Source organism: Pseudomonas paraveronii (assembly GCF_963681955.1).
Classification (GTDB): Bacteria; Pseudomonadota; Gammaproteobacteria; order Pseudomonadales; family Pseudomonadaceae; genus Aquipseudomonas; species Aquipseudomonas paraveronii.
The window spans coordinates 1,739,222-1,755,141 of record NZ_OY817130.1 but is presented as its reverse complement, the minus strand read 5'-3'; the positions used below and the strand labels follow the sequence as shown (position 1 = coordinate 1,755,141).

14 protein-coding genes are annotated in these 15,920 nt (G+C 61.1%); 5 read left to right on the top strand and 9 right to left on the bottom strand.

Features of this window, described 5'->3' with window-relative positions; all coding sequences use genetic code 11:
* Positions 1–49: 49 nt before the first annotated feature.
* The 3 genes from U5A08_RS07870 to fadB all read right to left on the bottom strand — a co-directional run bounded on the left by U5A08_RS07870 (position 50) and on the right by fadB (position 3,736).
* Complete coding sequence (locus U5A08_RS07870; RefSeq protein WP_010563748.1) at positions 50–286, bottom strand: DUF1653 domain-containing protein; 237 nt, start codon at positions 284–286, stop codon at positions 50–52.
* A gap of 97 nt (positions 287–383) precedes the next feature.
* Positions 384–1,559, bottom strand: coding sequence for an acetyl-CoA C-acyltransferase FadA (gene fadA, locus U5A08_RS07865; RefSeq protein WP_253394122.1), 1,176 nt, complete (start codon positions 1,557–1,559; stop codon positions 384–386).
* A gap of 29 nt (positions 1,560–1,588) precedes the next feature.
* The gene (gene fadB / locus U5A08_RS07860; protein WP_017848773.1) at positions 1,589–3,736 is read right to left on the bottom strand and encodes a fatty acid oxidation complex subunit alpha FadB; all 2,148 of its coding nucleotides are present in this window, start codon (positions 3,734–3,736) and stop codon (positions 1,589–1,591) included.
* A 17-nt stretch (positions 3,737–3,753) separates the two neighbouring features.
* Here fadB and U5A08_RS07855 point away from each other — a divergent pair, with 17 nt between their 5' ends.
* Complete coding sequence (locus U5A08_RS07855; protein ID WP_321851082.1) at positions 3,754–4,119, top strand: hypothetical protein; 366 nt, start codon at positions 3,754–3,756, stop codon at positions 4,117–4,119.
* Between the two features lie 111 nt (positions 4,120–4,230).
* On the opposite strand, the gene U5A08_RS07850 is transcribed toward U5A08_RS07855, so the two are convergent.
* On the bottom strand, positions 4,231–4,668 hold the full coding sequence (locus tag U5A08_RS07850) for a hypothetical protein (RefSeq protein WP_321851081.1): 438 nt from the start codon (positions 4,666–4,668) through the stop codon (positions 4,231–4,233).
* Between the two features lie 105 nt (positions 4,669–4,773).
* On the opposite strand from U5A08_RS07850, the gene U5A08_RS07845 reads away from it, so the two are divergent.
* Positions 4,774–5,211, top strand: a complete 438-nt coding sequence (locus U5A08_RS07845; protein ID WP_253394115.1) for a universal stress protein — start codon at positions 4,774–4,776, stop codon at positions 5,209–5,211.
* A gap of 118 nt (positions 5,212–5,329) precedes the next feature.
* Here the strand turns inward: U5A08_RS07845 and U5A08_RS07840 are convergent, their stop codons facing one another.
* Entirely contained in the window at positions 5,330–7,249 is a 1,920-nt protein-coding gene (locus tag U5A08_RS07840; protein WP_253394114.1) for an ATP-binding cassette domain-containing protein, read from the bottom strand.
* 213 nt (positions 7,250–7,462) lie between these two features.
* On the opposite strand from U5A08_RS07840, the gene U5A08_RS07835 reads away from it, so the two are divergent.
* Positions 7,463–9,391: a transglycosylase SLT domain-containing protein gene (locus U5A08_RS07835; protein ID WP_253394113.1), complete on the top strand. Its 1,929-nt coding sequence runs from the start codon at positions 7,463–7,465 to the stop codon at positions 9,389–9,391.
* 63 nt (positions 9,392–9,454) lie between these two features.
* Here U5A08_RS07835 and U5A08_RS07830 read toward each other — a convergent pair whose 3' ends face one another.
* Positions 9,455–11,239, bottom strand: a complete 1,785-nt coding sequence (locus U5A08_RS07830) for an ABC transporter ATP-binding protein/permease (RefSeq protein WP_253394112.1) — start codon at positions 11,237–11,239, stop codon at positions 9,455–9,457.
* Between the two features lie 245 nt (positions 11,240–11,484).
* On the opposite strand from U5A08_RS07830, the gene U5A08_RS07825 reads away from it, so the two are divergent.
* A complete protein-coding gene (locus U5A08_RS07825) occupies positions 11,485–11,658 on the top strand; it encodes a PA1571 family protein (protein ID WP_247407196.1) in 174 nt (57 codons plus the stop codon).
* A gap of 57 nt (positions 11,659–11,715) precedes the next feature.
* Here the strand turns inward: U5A08_RS07825 and pdxB are convergent, their stop codons facing one another.
* Entirely contained in the window at positions 11,716–12,858 is a 1,143-nt protein-coding gene (gene pdxB / locus U5A08_RS07820) for a 4-phosphoerythronate dehydrogenase PdxB (protein WP_253394111.1), read from the bottom strand.
* Between the two features lie 205 nt (positions 12,859–13,063).
* Here pdxB and U5A08_RS07815 point away from each other — a divergent pair, with 205 nt between their 5' ends.
* Complete coding sequence (locus tag U5A08_RS07815; RefSeq protein ID WP_253394110.1) at positions 13,064–14,458, top strand: MATE family efflux transporter; 1,395 nt, start codon at positions 13,064–13,066, stop codon at positions 14,456–14,458.
* Here the strand turns inward: U5A08_RS07815 and tusA are convergent.
* Positions 14,455–14,706, bottom strand: a complete 252-nt coding sequence (gene tusA, locus U5A08_RS07810) for a sulfurtransferase TusA (protein WP_373423728.1) — start codon at positions 14,704–14,706, stop codon at positions 14,455–14,457. The two genes, U5A08_RS07815 and tusA, sit on opposite strands and share 4 nt — an antisense overlap.
* Before the next feature lie 27 nt (positions 14,707–14,733).
* Positions 14,734–15,810: a 23S rRNA (cytidine(2498)-2'-O)-methyltransferase RlmM gene (rlmM, locus tag U5A08_RS07805; RefSeq protein ID WP_253394109.1), complete on the bottom strand. Its 1,077-nt coding sequence runs from the start codon at positions 15,808–15,810 to the stop codon at positions 14,734–14,736.
* Positions 15,811–15,920: the final 110 nt, after the last annotated feature.

Below are 15,920 nucleotides of genomic sequence, written 5' to 3'. Positions count from 1 at the left end.
ATAGTGGCAACCGGGTGAGGTCAAGCGCAGCATTCTGCGCGGCCTGCCGTTATTGCCCTGAAAAAAGACTGGGTTCGGCCTGTACCAAAGCAAAGCGCGGGACCTGTTCGCCGTCAACTTCGACGGATTCGAGGAACATGCTCAAAGGGCGCACCCAAAAGCCGTAATCGCCATACAGTGCTTGGTAGAACACCACTTCTTCTTCGGTCTCGGAGTGCCGCGCCACATTAAAAACGCGGTACTGCGGACCTTTATAATGTTGGTAGAGCCCTGGTTCGACTTTCATGCTCTGGCCGCCTTACAAAATTTGTTAAAAAAAAATAATAAACCTACCGAAAAACAAAAACCGGGGCACTGGGCCCCGGCTTCCGTCAACCAAACGCTTAGAGGCGTTCGAAGACGGTGGAAATGCCTTGGCCGAGACCAATGCACATGGTTGCAACCCCAAGGTTGCCGCCATTTTGCTTCATCACGTTGAGCAAAGTGCCGGAGATACGCGCACCGGAGCAACCGAACGGGTGGCCCAGGGCAATCGCGCCGCCGTGCAGGTTAACCTTCTCGTTCATCTTGTCGAGCACTTTCAAATCTTTCAGCACTGGCAGGGCCTGTGCGGCGAACGCTTCGTTGAGCTCGAAGAAGTCGATATCGGCGATAGTCAGACCTGCGCGCTTCAAGGCTTTTTGTGTAGCCGGTACTGGACCATAGCCCATGATCGCCGGGTCCACACCCGCAACGGCCATCGAACGAATCACGGCCATTGGCTGGATACCCAGGTCCTGGGCACGCTGCGCCGACATCACGATCATGCACGAGGCACCGTCGGTGATTTGCGACGAAGTACCGGCTGTCACGGTGCCGCCCTTGGGATTGAACGCCGGTTTCAAGGCGGCCAGGCTTTCCAGGGTGGTGTCCGGACGAATGGTTTCGTCGTAGTCGAACAGTTTCAGGAAACCGTTCTCGTCGTAGCCGTTCATCGGGATGATTTCATCCTTGAACTTGCCTTCCACGGTCGCCTTGTGGGCGAGTTGGTGGGAGCGCACGCCGAACGCGTCCTGGGCTTCACGGGTAATGCCGTGCATCTTGCCGAGCATTTCTGCGGTGAGGCCCATCATGCCCGAGGCTTTTGCCGCGTACAGCGACATGTGCGGGTTAGGGTCGACGCCGTGCATCATGCTGACGTGGCCCATGTGCTCCACGCCACCGATCACGAATACATCACCGTTGCCGGTCATGATCGCCTGGGCGGCCGTGTGCAGTGCGCTCATCGACGAGCCACACAGGCGGCTGACGGTCTGGGCGGCCGCAGTGTGCGGGATCTGGGTCAGCAACGAGGCCATGCGGGCGATGTTCCAGCCCTGCTCCAGGGTCTGGTTGACACAGCCCCAGATCACGTCTTCGACTTCGTTCGGGTCGACCTTGACGTTACGCTCCAGCAATTTGCTGATCAGGTGCGCCGACATGTCTTCGGCGCGGGTGTTGCGGTGCATGCCGCCCTTGGAGCGGCCCATCGGCGTGCGACCGAAGTCGACAATCACGACGTCTCTTGGATTCAAGCTCATAAATATTCTCGCTCAAGTGTATGGGACGCTTAACCGAAGAAGCTCTGGCCATTCTTGGCCATCTCACGCAGCTTCGCGGTCGGGTGGTACAGCGGGCCCAAATCAGCGTATTGATCAGCCAGGGCAACGAACTCGGCCACACCGATCGAGTCGATGTAACGCAGCGCACCGCCACGGAATGGAGGGAAACCAATACCGTACACCAGGCCCATGTCGGCTTCGGCGGCGGTTTCAACGATGCCGTCTTCCAGGCAACGCACGGTTTCCAGGCACAGGGCGATCATCATCCAGTTGATGATGTCCTCGTCGGACACCTCACGCTGCTCGTAGATGACCGGCGCGAGTACTTCGTGAACCGACGGGTCGGCCACTTTCTTCTGCTTGCCCTTCTTGTCGGTCTCGTAGGCGTAGAAACCCTTGCCGTTTTTCTGGCCCAGGCGCTTGGCCTCGTAGAGCGCGTCGATCGCCGAACGGCGGTCGTCTTTCATGCGGTCCGGGAAGCCTTCAGCCATCACGTCGCGGCCATGGTGGCCGGTGTCGATGCCGACCACGTCCATCAGGTACGCCGGGCCCATGGGCCAGCCGAATTTTTCCATGACCTTGTCGATACGCACAAAGTCCACACCGGCGCTGACCAGCTTGGCGAAACCGCCGAAGTACGGGAACAGCACGCGGTTGACCAAGAAGCCCGGGCAGTCGTTGACCACGATCGGGTTCTTGCCCATTTTCTTGGCGTAGGCAACGGTGGTGGCGACGGCCAGCTCGCTGGACTTCTCGCCACGGATCACTTCCACCAGCGGCATCATGTGTACCGGGTTGAAGAAGTGCATGCCGACGAAGTTTTCCGGACGCTTGAGGGCCTTGGCCAGCAGCGTGATGGAAATGGTCGAGGTGTTGGACGCCAGGATAGTGTCGTCTTTGACCTGGGCTTCCACTTCAGCCAGCACCGCTTGCTTGACCTTCGGGTTTTCGACAACCGCTTCGACCACCAGGTCGACGTGGCCGAAATCGCCGTAGGACAGCGTAGGACGAATGCCGTTAAGCACTTCAGCCATTTTCGCAGCGGTCATACGACCTTTATCAACGCGACCCACCAGCAGCTTGGCCGCTTCCGCCAGGCCTTGCTCGATGCCGTGCTCGTTGATGTCTTTCATCAGGATCGGCGTGCCTTTGGACGCCGACTGATAGGCAATACCGCCGCCCATGATACCGGCGCCAAGTACGGCGGCCTGTTTCACGTCTTTGGCGACTTCATCGTAGGCCTTGGCCTTTTTCTTCAGTTCCTGATCGTTCAGGAACAAGCCAATCAGGCTCCGGGCAGCAGAGGTCTTGGCCAGTTTGACGAAACCCGCCGCTTCCACTTCCAGGGCTTTGTCGCGACCGAAGTTCGCGGCTTTCTGGATGGTCTTGATCGCTTCAACCGGCGCCGGGTAGTTCGGGCCGGCCTGGCCTGCCACGAAACCTTTGGCGGTTTCGAACGCCATCATTTGTTCGATGGCGTTGAGCTTGAGTTTTTCCAGCTTCGGCTGACGCTTGGCCTTGTAGTCAAATTCGCCGCTGATGGCGCCCTTGATCAGGTTCAGTGCCGCTTCGGCGAGTTTGTCCGGAGCAACCACGGCATCGACAGCACCGACTTTCAGCGCGTCTTCAGCCTTGTTTTCCTTACCGGCGGCGATCCACTCGATGGCGTTATCGGCACCGATGATGCGCGGCAGGCGCACGGTGCCGCCAAAGCCTGGGTAGATGCCCAACTTGACTTCCGGCAGGCCGATTTTCGCAGTGGCCGACATGACGCGGAAATCCGCGGCCAGGCACATTTCCAGGCCGCCGCCCAGCGCGATGCCGTTGATCGCGGCAACGGTCGGCACGTTGAGGTCTTCGAAATCGCTGAAAATCTTGTTGGCTTCGAGGTTGCCAGCCACCAGCTCGGCATCGGGCAGCTTGAAGCTCTCGACGAATTCGGTGATGTCGGCGCCGACGATAAACACGTCCTTGCCGCTGGAGACGATCACGCCCTTGACCGAAGCATCTGCTTTGATGGCGTCTACGGCCTGACGCAGTTCGTTCAGGGTTAGACGGTTGAACTTGTTGACGGACTCACCCTTGAGGTCGAATTTCAGTTCGACGATGCCACTTTCAAGAGCCTTAACCGTGATGGCTTTACCTTCGTAAATCATCAACTGATCTCCACGATATGGAAGCTGAACAGTACACATTGGACGCTGGCCTCTGGATGGACATTGAAAATTTCGTCAATGCTCACCCCAATGCGCCAGGCACACCCGCCAATGCGATAGTCGGGATTCTGTATGAGACATCTGACAGACAAACGCTCAATTCATACGCCCGTTTGATTTGGGTACGCCACCTTCATCCAATTCCGGGCAATTGTCAATCGCTCGAAAGCGCTAGGAAAAACGCGACTTTCCAGTCATTTCAGAACCTCAACCGGCGGCCCACGCTTCGCCAATATTCGATTATTCACAAAATCAATAATGAACACGATGTTGAAAAAGGCTGTACAGATCCGGATATCCGGCTAGGCTTGCGGCAACCATGACAGAATAGTCAAAACGCCTGGATGAATACCCGGCGTGGAACACACAGAGTTACCGGCCTGCCTGGCCAACCCCGCCCGATGATGATGTCGGGCTTTTTTATTGCCTGGCGTTCAGGCCAGGGCCTTGAGCAACGTATCAATGGCCTGCAGATCACTCACCTCGCCCTTCTCGCCCCAGCACAATGCGATCATTTGCCGGTCCGCCTCGACTTTGTAGACGTTGGCCGGCAGCGTCGCAAAATGCGCCAACAACGTCTCATCCACGCACGGTTCCTGCCATTGATTGACCCACACCCCAGGCTCCAACTGCCAGTAACTCCATAGCGCAGGAACCTTGCCGCGCCGTGGCCGGTGGTATTGCGCACACGGGCTCGGCGGCTCCTGCTTGAGCCAGTGCGGCCACTCCTGAGGCGACAGTTGCATCGCCAGGCCCATACGGCGCGCCTCCATGCGCAGGGCCATGCGCCCGCTCTGATGACGCGACGGGCGCAGCCATGCCAGGGGGCTCAAAACCACCGCGAGGATTGACACCACTATCCAGACCGTCATATGTGTACTCCCGAATTTCTAGATGAGCGGATTTGACCTGACGCAACCCCATCCGCCTGAAAGCAGCCATACTGAACTTATTGCAGTCCCCTGGAGGAACGCCCCATGTCATACGAACATATTCTGGTCGCCGTCGACCTGACCGAAGAGTGCGATCCAGTGATCAAGCGCGCCGTGGATCTGGCTGGCGACACGGCCAAGCTGTCCCTGGTGCATATCGTCGAACCGATGGCCATGGCCTTTGGCGGCGACGTGCCGATGGACCTGTCTCAATTGCAACAGCAGCAATTCGATCAAGCCAAGGAACGCCTTGAGCGCCTGATCGCCAAGTACCCGACCCTGAAAAAAGATCAGAGCCACCTGACCTATGGTCAGCCGCGCCAGGAAATCCATCACCTGGCCAAAGAACAGGGCTGCGACCTGATCGTGGTCGGCAGCCATGGCCGTCACGGGCTGGCACTGCTGCTGGGTTCCACCGCCAATGACGTACTGCACGGCGCACCGTGCGATGTGCTGGCGGTGAAGCTGGTAAAAAGCTCGTAAGACCGATGGAGATCCAATGTGGGAGGGGGCTTGCTTGCTCCCACATTTGAACTCATCTCCTATAAAAAACCCGGTGTTCATCAGATGAACACCGGGTTTTTTAATGCATTGGAATCAATCAGGCATCCAGCTCGGCCCAACGCTCAACCAACCCTTCCAGCTCCTGGTTCAATGTTTCCAGGGACGCGATGACCTTGGCAGTTTCCGCCGCCGGACGCAGGTAAAAACCCGCGTCAGCCATTTCCGCTTCGACCGCGGCGATCTGCTGCTCCTTGGCGTCGATTTCACCCGGCAGGGCTTCCAGCTCACGCTGCAGCTTGTAGCTGAGTTTCTTCTTCGCGGCAGGCGCGGCTTCCGCAGCCGGTGCAGCGGCGGCCACAGGGGCCACGACGGCGGAGCTCAAGTCGGCCTTGCCGGACTTGCTCTCGGTCACGCCCAACAGGCGCGGCGAGCCGCCCTGGCGCAGCCAGTCCTGGTAACCACCGACGTACTCGCGCACCTTGCCTTCACCTTCGAAGACCAGGGTGCTGGTGACCACGTTGTCGAGGAATGCCCGGTCGTGGCTGACCATCAGTACGGTGCCGTTGAAGGTCAGCAGGACCTCTTCCAGCAGCTCGAGGGTTTCCACGTCGAGGTCGTTGGTCGGTTCGTCGAGGACCAGCAAGTTGGCCGGCTTGCTGAACAGCTTGGCCAGCAGCAAGCGCGCGCGCTCACCACCGGACAAGGCCTTGACCGGCGTTCGGGCGCGCTGCGGGCTGAACAGGAAGTCGCCCAGGTAGCTCAGTACATGGCGGCTCTGGCCGTCGATATCGATAAAGTCGCGGCCTTCGGCGACGTTGTCGATCACGGTTTTTTCCAGGTCCAACTGGTGACGCAACTGGTCGAAGTAGGCCACGTCGATGCGCGTACCCTCTTCCACTTTACCGCTGGTCGGCTGCAGGCCGCTGAGCATCAGCTTGAGCAACGTGGTCTTGCCGGTGCCGTTGGCGCCGAGCAGGCCGATGCGGTCGCCGCGCTGCAGGACCATGGAGAAGTCCTTGATCAGGAACGGACCGTCCGGGTGATGGAAGCTGACGTTATCCAGCACCATCACCTGTTTGCCGGACTTATCGGCGGTTTCCAGCATGATGTTGGCCTTGCCGGTGCGCTCGCGACGCTCACCGCGCTCAACGCGCAGGGCTTTGAGTGCGCGTACACGGCCTTCGTTACGGGTGCGGCGCGCCTTGATGCCCTGGCGAATCCACACTTCTTCCTGGGCCAGACGCTTGTCGAACAAAGCGTTGGCGGTATCTTCGGCGGCCAGGGTGGCCTCCTTGTGGACCAGGAAGCTGGCGTAGTCGCCGTTCCAGTCGATCAGGCCACCACGGTCCAGTTCAAGGATGCGTGTCGCCAGGTTCTGCAGGAAGGATCGGTCGTGCGTGATGAACAGCACGGCACCCTGGAAATCCTTGAGGGCTTCTTCGAGCCAGGCAATCGCACCGATGTCCAAGTGGTTGGTCGGTTCGTCGAGCAGCAGCAGGTCCGGCTCGGACACCAGGGCCTGGGCCAGCAGCACGCGACGACGCCAGCCACCGGACAATTCGGCGAGGGTCTTGTCGGCCGGCAGTTGCAGGCGGCTCAGGGTGCTGTCCACCAACTGCTGCAGGCGCCAGCCGTCACGGGCTTCGAGGTCTTGCTGGACGTGCATCAGCTTGTCCAGATCTTCTTCGGTGACGCAGTTCTGCGCCAGGTGATGGTACTGGGCGAGCAACGCGCCAACGCCGTCGAGGCCTTCGGCGACCACGTCGAACACTGTCCGTCCGTCGGCAACCGGCAATTCCTGCGGCAATTCACCAATCTTGAGGCCGGGGGCACGCCAAACAGAGCCTTCATCGGGCTTCTGGTCGCCCTTTACCAGCTTCATCATGCTGGATTTACCGGTGCCGTTGCGGCCGATGATGCACACCCGCTCACCACGGGCGATCTGCCAGGACACCTTGTCCAACAACGGCATAGCGCCGAAAGCAAGGGACACATCGCTGAATTTGAGCAGGGTCATACGCTTCTCCAAAAACTGGGCGCGCATTCTACCTGAGTTGAGGGTGGGATGCGGTCGGCATTTTCGCTACTGACGCGTTCTGTAGGACAATTTCGGCGAACTTGAACGAACCGGTCAGCAAAGCTTTCACCGGCCGCTGGCAAAAGGCTAAGCTAGAGGCAATGAGTGTCGGCGATGCCGGCGCTAGTCGTGATTTCTCTGCACGGACGTCTCATGCGCAGTCGCCTTTTCAACTTTTTATCTTGTCTGCTTCTTACCGCCACTGCCGCTCAATCCGCCCTGGCCGTGGACATCACTACCCAACGTCAATATTACGATGAGGCCAAACGCGCCCTGGCCAAAGGCGATACCGGGCCGTACATGCAATACAGCCAGGCCCTGGCCGATTATCCGCTGACGCCGTACCTGGCCTACGACGAGTTGACCGCCCGCCTGAAGACCGCCAGCAACGAGGAAATCGAACAATTCCTCGCTAAAAACGGCGACCTGCCCCAAGCCAACTGGATGAAGCTGCGTTGGTTGCGCTGGCTGGCCGACCGTGGCGACTGGCAGACCTTTGAAAAGTACTACGACCCCAAGCTCAACTTCGTCGAGCTCGATTGCCTGCATGGCCAGTTCCAGCTCACGCACAATCTGAAGGCCGAAGGCTACAAGACCGCCGAGAAACTCTGGCTGACTGGCAAATCCCAACCGGCGGCCTGTGATGCCACCTTTGCGCAGTGGGCCTCAGATGGCCAACTCACAGAGCAGAAAATCTGGGACCGCGCCAAGCTCGCCGCCGAAGCCCGCAACTACGCGCTGGCCAACAGCCTGGTGAAAAGCCTGCCGACCCTCGGCGCCCAAGGCCGCCTGATGGTGGACGTGGCGCAAAAGCCCGAGATGCTCAGCGACCCGTCGCGCTTCCTGCCGGCCACCGAGGCGATGTCTGACGCCGTGGGCCTGGGCCTGCGCCGTCTGGCGCGCCAGGACCCGGACAAGGCCATGGCCATGCTCGACGGCTACGCCACCAGCATGCACTTCTCCCGTGACGAAAAAGTGGCGATTGCCCGCGAGATTGGCCTGACCCTGGCCAAGCGCTTTGACCCACGCGCCCTTGAGGTGATGACCAAGTACGACCCCGAACTGCGCGACAACACCGTGTCCGAATGGCGCCTGCGCCTGCTGTTGCGCCTGGCTCGCTGGGAAGACGCCTACCAACTCACGCGCAAACTCCCACAAGACTTGGCCACCACCAACCGCTGGCGCTACTGGCAGGCCCGCAGCCTTGAATTGGCCGAGCCGAAAAACCCGCAAGCCCTGGTGCTGTACAAGAACCTGTCGCGGGAGCGGGATTTCTACGGTTTCCTCGCCGCCGACCGCTCCAGAGCCCCGTACCAGTTGATCAACAAGCCGCTGCTGATGAGCCAGGCGCTGATCAACAAAGTGCGCAACACCCCCGGCGTGCGCCGCGCCCTGGAGTTCTATGCGCGTGGCCAGGTGGTCGATGGCCGCCGCGAGTGGTACCACGTCAGCCGTCACTTCAACCGCGACGAAATGGTCGCCCAGGCCAGGTTGGCCTACGACATGAAGTGGTACTTCCCGGCGATCCGTACCATCAGCCAGGCGCAGTACTGGGATGACCTCGACATCCGCTTCCCGATGGCCCACCGCGACACCCTGGTGCGCGAAGCCAAGGTACGCGGCCTGCATTCGAGCTGGGTGTTCGCCATCACCCGCCAGGAAAGCGCGTTCATGGACGACGCCCGCTCCGGCGTCGGCGCCAGCGGCCTGATGCAACTGATGCCCGGCACTGCCAAAGACACTGCGCGCAAGTTCAGCATCCCGCTGGCCTCCCCGGCCCAGGTGCTCGACCCGGACAAAAACATCCAGCTCGGTGCGGCTTACCTGAGCCAGGTGCATAGCCAATTCAACGGCAACCGCGTCCTCGCTTCCGCCGCCTACAACGCCGGCCCCGGCCGCGTGCGCCAGTGGCTGCGCGGTGCCGATCACCTGAGTTTCGACGTGTGGGTGGAAAGCATCCCGTTCGACGAAACCCGCCAGTACGTGCAGAACGTGCTGTCTTATTCGGTGATCTACGGGCAGAAGCTCAATTCGCCACAGCCGTTGGTGGACTGGCATGAGCGGTATTTCGATGATCAATAAAGCCTGACGCACACACAAAAATGCCCGCATCGAAGGATGCGGGCATTTTTATGCGCGGTGATTTCAGTGCGCAGCCTGTTCCTCCACGCCATCGCTGAACTGCAACGCCGCCAACCGCGCATACAGCGGGTTACTCGCGATCAACTGCTGATGCGTGCCGATCGCCACCAGCTTGCCCTGGTCCATCACCGCGATCCGGTCCGCATGCTTCACCGTCGCCAGGCGATGCGCGATGACCAGCGTGGTGCGGCCATGCATCAGTTGCGGCAGCGCCTGCTGGATCAGGTGTTCACTCTGCGCGTCGAGGGCGCTGGTGGCTTCGTCCAGCAGCAGGATCGGCGCGTCCACCAGCAATGCGCGGGCGATGGCCAGGCGTTGCCGTTGGCCGCCGGAGAGGCCCATGCCGGCGTCGCCGAGGTGGGTCTGGTAACCATCGGGCATTTGCAGGATGAAGTCGTGGGCATGGGCGATGCGCGCGGCGGCTTCGACCTGCTCGCGGGTGGCGGTCGGGTTGCCGTAGCGGATGTTGTCTTCAACGCTGCCGAAAAACAGCGCCGGGCTCTGGGACACCAGGGCGAAGTGGCGGCGCAGGTCCTGGGGGTCGAGTTCGGTCAGCGGGTGGCCTTCGAGCAGGATGCGACCGTGCTGGGGATCATAAAAGCGCAGCAGCAGATCAAAAATCGTCGATTTGCCAGCACCGGACGGCCCCACCAGCGCCAGGGTTTCACCGGGATTGATGGTCAGGCTCAAACCGTCGATGGCGTAAGTGTCCGGCCGCGAGGGGTAGGAAAAGCGCAGGTCCTGCAGCTCCATACGGCCGCTGACGCGGTCTGGTAACTGCACGGTGCCGCTGGCGGGCGCCTGGATCTCGTTGTTCGACTGCAGCAACTCGCCGATCCGCTCCGCCGCACCGGCGGCGCGCTGCAACTCGCCGAGCACTTCGCTCAACGTGCCGACGGCGCTGCCGACGATCAGGCTGTAGAACACAAACGCCGCCAGCTCGCCGCCGGAAATGCGCCCGCTGATCACGTCCATCCCGCCAACCCACAGCATCACCCCGACAGCACCGAGCACCAGCATGATCACCAGGGTGATCAGCCAGGCGCGCTGGGCGATACGTTTGCGCGCGGTGGCGAAAGCGTCCTCGACGGTCACGGCAAAGCGTTGTTCGTCCTGTGCCTGGTGGTTATAGGCCTGCACGGTCTTGATCTGGCCGAGCGTCTCGGACACGTAGCTGCCGACGTCGGCAATGCGGTCCTGGCTCAAGCGCGACAGGCTGCGCACACGGCGGCCGAAAATCAGGATCGGCGCCAGCACCAGCGGCAGCGCCACCACGACGATGCTGGTGAGCTTGGGATTGGTGACAAACAGCAGCACGATGCCACCGATGACCATCAAGGCGTTGCGCAGGAACAGCGACAACGAGGAGCCGATCACCGATTGCAACAGGGTGGTGTCGGTGGTCAACCGCGACTGGATTTCCGAGCTGCGGTTGTTTTCATAAAAACCCGGATGCAGGTAGATCAGGTGATTGAACACCTGCCGGCGAATGTCAGCCACCACCCGCTCACCGATCCACGACACCAGGTAAAACCGCGCAAACGTGCCGACGGCCAGGCCCAGCACCAGGATCATGAACAGGCCGATAGACTGGTTGAGCAAGTGCGGCGATTGGGTCATGAACCCCTGGTCCACCAGCAGGCGAATGCCCTGCCCCATGGACAAGGTGATACCCGCGGTGACGATCAGCGCCACCAACGCACCGAGCGCCTGCCAGCGGTAGGGCGCAATGAAGCGGCTGGCCAGGCGAATTGCACGGCGTTGACGGACTGAGAACATGGAGGGCATCACCTGATGATGGGAGATAGGAACCTGCAGATAACATTGGGGGAACTTGGGTAAATAACAATGAGTCGGGTTAATTATGCCCGCCGACATTGGCCCCTAGAGGTTATCGGTCTAACGCCCGTCTGGAAATTTGTAACGGTTTCTGGTGGACTGGGTATTCGAAGCGATGATCTTGCAAGGAGTTGTAACAGCTTGGTCACGCAGGGGGGTTAAAGTTGGTACACAACCTGATGAGGAGACAGGCCATGACCTTGCAAAACAGCAGCGATGCCAAGATTGAAGTAATCCGCCAACCGCAATACCTGCCTTGCTCCGTCATCGACGCCCAAGGCCGCGAAGTGCAGATTACCGAAGAGATGATCCAGCAAGCGTGCCGTGAGCTGGAACAGCGACTGGTCAAGCCTGCCCAGCAAGGCTGAAGCGCCCACGCTCTTTCAGAACCGGCCTTGATGGCCGGTTTTTTTGTGACCTCGTTCCTACAGCAGCTCAGCGCCCAATGCCTCGACGATGCCAGACAACAGCGCCGATTGCCCATGGATGCGCACCTTCAAGCCATCGATCTCACGGCGCTCCGGATAGTGCTTGCGCAACAGGTCGAACGCCTTGCGTTGCTCATCCACCGTTCCCACGAGGCTGCGACGGAAATCCGCATCGTCGCGACGCGGGTCGTACACGCTGCGGCATAACGTCGCCAGCGCCCAGGCCGGGTCGGTAGACGCATTCAAGTGAACCTCGGCCAGCCACGGCGGCGGCAGCAAATCGCTCAGTTCAATCGCGGGTGCCTGACCCAGATGCGCACAAAAGGCCTGGTAGATCTGCGCCGTGCCACGCTGCTTGCCGTCCAGGCTGTAACCGGCGATGTGCGGAGTGGCCAGCACGCAGAGGTCGGCCAGGTCGACATCCACTTCAGGCTCGCCTTCCCACACATCCAGCACCGCTTGCAGGTCTTCACGCGAAAGCAGCACGTCGCGCAGGGCGGCGTTGTCCACCACCGGGCCACGGCTGGCGTTGATCAGCCAGGCACCGGGCTTGAGACGGTTGAGGCGCTCGCGATCGAGCAAGTGCCAGGTGGAACCATTGCCGGACTTGGTCAACGGCGTGTGCAGGCTGATCACGTCGCATTGCTCGATGATCTGCTCCAGGCTGACGTAGTCACCGTCTTCGGCGATCTGCCGCGGCGGGTCGCAGACCAGCACGTTCCAGCCCAGGCCCTTGAGCACCTTGACCAGCCGCCCGCCCACTTCACCGGCGCCGACAACACCGTAAGTACGCTGATTGAGGTCGGCCCCTTCGATTTCGGCCAGGGTCTGCAAGCTGCCCAGCACATAGTCCACCACGCCACGGGCATTGCAGCCGGGCGCGCTGGACCATTGAATACCGGCCCGATTGAAATAATCGAGGTCCAAATGATCGGTGCCGATGGTGCAGGTGCCGACAAAGCGCACCTTGGAACCTTCGAGCAAGGCCCGGTTGACGTTGGTCACCGAGCGCACCAGCAGTACATCGGCCTGTTCGACGGTGGCGCGGTCAATGGAACGGCCGGGCACCCGGCGGATTTCGCCAAATCCTTGGAAGAAAGCATCGAGCAGCGGAATATTTTCGTCGGCAACAATCAGCATGGCAGGCTCCTTTGGCGGATCAGCAGTGTACAGGGATGCGTTCGGTGTTCCACCGCAGATCGAAGGTGGGAGCCGGCTTGCCAGCGCCCACAGCGAATTGCGCGGCCTGGAGGATCGCTTACAAATCGTTAACACAGGTTTTTTCCTGACCGCTGTGTCAGCGCGTAGAATCCGCCGTCCTGCGCTCTTTTTTGGACATCTGTACGTGAACACTGCCTCCGCCACCCTCACCCGTCCCGCCCGCATCAGCCGGGAAGTGCGTGGCCTGCTGAGACTCGCCGTGCCGATCATGATCGGCCAACTGGCAACCACCGCGATGAGCTTCGTCGACGCCGTGATGGCCGGGCGCGTCAGCCCGCAAGACCTGGCGGCGGTGGGCCTGGGCAATTCGATCTGGATTCCGGTGTACCTGCTGATGACCGGTACCTTGCTGGCCACCACGCCGAAAGTCGCCCAGCGCTACGGCGCCGGCCAGCATAGCGAGATCGGGCCACTGGTGCGCCAATCCCTGTGGCTGGCGGTGGTGGTCGGCATCACCGCGTCGCTGTTGCTGCTCAGCGCCGAACCCATCCTGCACGCGATGAAGGTTGAACCCGACCTGATCAAACCGTCCATGGGCTACCTGCACGGCATCGCCGCAGGCATGCCGGCCGTTGCGGTGTATTACGTGTTGCGCTGTTTCAGCGATGGCCTGGGCCGCACACGACCGAGCATGGTCATGGGCCTGTGCGGGTTGGCGCTGAATATCCCGCTGAACTACATCTTCATCTATGGCCATTTGGGCGTGCCGGCCATGGGCGGCGCGGGCTGCGGCTGGGCCACGGGCATTGCGATGTGGGTGATGACGCTCGGCCTGGCAGGCTGGACGCGCTGGGGGCCGGCGTACCAGAGCAGCGAACTGTTCAAGCGTTTCGATTGGCCGCAATGGGCGGTGATCAAGCGCGTATTGGGCATTGGCCTGCCAATCGGCATCGCGATCTTTGCCGAATCGAGCATCTTCGCGGTGATCGCCCTGCTGATCGGCAGCCTGGGCGCCACAGTGGTCTCCGGCCATCAGATCGCCCTGAACGTCAGCTCCCTGGTGTTCATGATCCCCTACTCCCTGAGCATGGCCGTCACCGTGCGCGTCGGCCAGGCCCTCGGCCGTGACCAGCCGCGCGAAGCGCGCTTTGCCGCCGGCGTCGGCATGGGCACGGCGCTGGTGTATGCCTGCCTGTCCTGCAGCCTGATGCTGTTGTTCCGCGAACAGATCGCGACGATCTACACCCCGGACCCCGTGGTGATCCACCTGGCGTCGACGCTGATCGTGTTTTCAGCGCTGTTCCAGTTTTCCGACTCGATCCAGGTCACCGCCGCCGGCGCGTTGCGCGGCTATCAGGACACCCGGGTGACCATGGTGCTGACCCTGTTTGCCTACTGGGGCGTGGGGTTGCCGGTGGGTTACGCCCTGGGGCTGACCGACTGGTTGGGCGAGCCGAGCGGCCCCAGCGGTTTGTGGCAGGGGCTGATCGTGGGCCTGAGCTGTGCGGCGGGGATGTTGCTGGTGCGCCTGGCGCGCAGCGCACGCCGGCGCATTCGCCGGGACAAGGCGCGCGGTTAAGCCGACTTCTTGCGAATCCAGTACAGGTACGTACCGGCCTGCTCCTGCTGAGCCACCAGTTCGTGGTCGAGGAACACGCAGAACTTGGGAATGTCGCGGCGGGTCGACGGGTCGGTCGCGATCACCTTGAGCAGACCGCCAGGCGGCAGGTCGCGGATGTGCTGGTGCAGCATCATCACCGGCTCCGGGCAGTTGAGGCCCGTTGCATCAAGGGTGCCGTCGACGGCAGTGTCGGTCATATCGCTCATTGATTACTCCTGCAGCAGGCGCTCAGTTTAACGGGCCTTGGTTTTCTTCACATCCACCAGGCGGCGCAGGTGGCAGGTCACTTCCTCGCGGTCGTGGTACAGCTGCTTGCAGCCGATCTCCACGCGAATGCCGCGTGCCTTGAAGCCGTCTTCGATGCGCTCGAGCAAACGCTTGACCTCGGCATAACGCTGTTTCATCGGCAGTTTCAGGTTGACCACCGCTTCACGGCAATAGCCTTCGCCGATCCAGGTTTCCAGCAAGGCGGCGTTGCGTGCCGGTTTTTCGACGATGTCACACACCATCCAGTCCACCGGCTGCTTGGGCACAAAGGTGAAGCCGTCGGCCATCAAGTGTTGCACCAGGCCAGTGTCCATCAGGCTTTCGGCCATGGGCCCGTTGTCGATGGCGGTCACCAGCATGCCCCGGTTGACCAACTGCCAGGTCCAGCCGCCGGGCGCGGCGCCCAGGTCGACGCCCGTCATGTCGCCATGCAGGCGCTCGTCCCACTGGTCGCGGGGGATGAAGTGGTGCCAGGCCTCTTCCAGCTTCAGGGTCGAGCGGCTGGGTGCGTCGCGGGGGAATTTCAGGCGCGGGATGCCCATTGGCCACATCGCCGAGTTGTTCGATTCGGCCAAGCCGATGAACGCTTCGCGGCCGCTCTTGAAGGTCAGCAGCAGGCGTGGCTTGCTCGGCTCGTCCACCAGTTTGCCGGCGTTGAGCAAGGCTTTGCGCAGGTGGACTTCGAATTTCTTGCAGAAGTTCGACAGTTCCTTGCCGTCGTTGGTGTCGACCATCTCCAGCCACAGGCTGCCGCACACCGGAAAATCGCGCAGGTGCGCGAGGATCACGCTGATGCGGTCGGTTTCCGGCAGGTCGATGAACACCCCGCGTGCCCATTGTCGCGGGAAGATCAGCTCGGCAAACCGCTGGCCGTGCATCAGGCGCTGGGCGCCGTCTTCTTCGGTGCAGACAAATTCGGCGCAAGCGCTGCCGGTCTTGGCCTTGGCGTAGCCGGAAACGTTCAGGCGCGCGGCGTGCTCCGCGATCTCGGAACAGACCTCGCCTTCAAAACCCGGGCGGCAGTGCATAAAAAGGGTGTTCATCAATTCTCCTGGCGACTCAACGGACATGCGCTATCGCAATGTCTGTCATGAAAACGCGCGCATGATAGCTGACTTCGGAACCTTGGATCTGTCCATAGAGTCCAGTAATT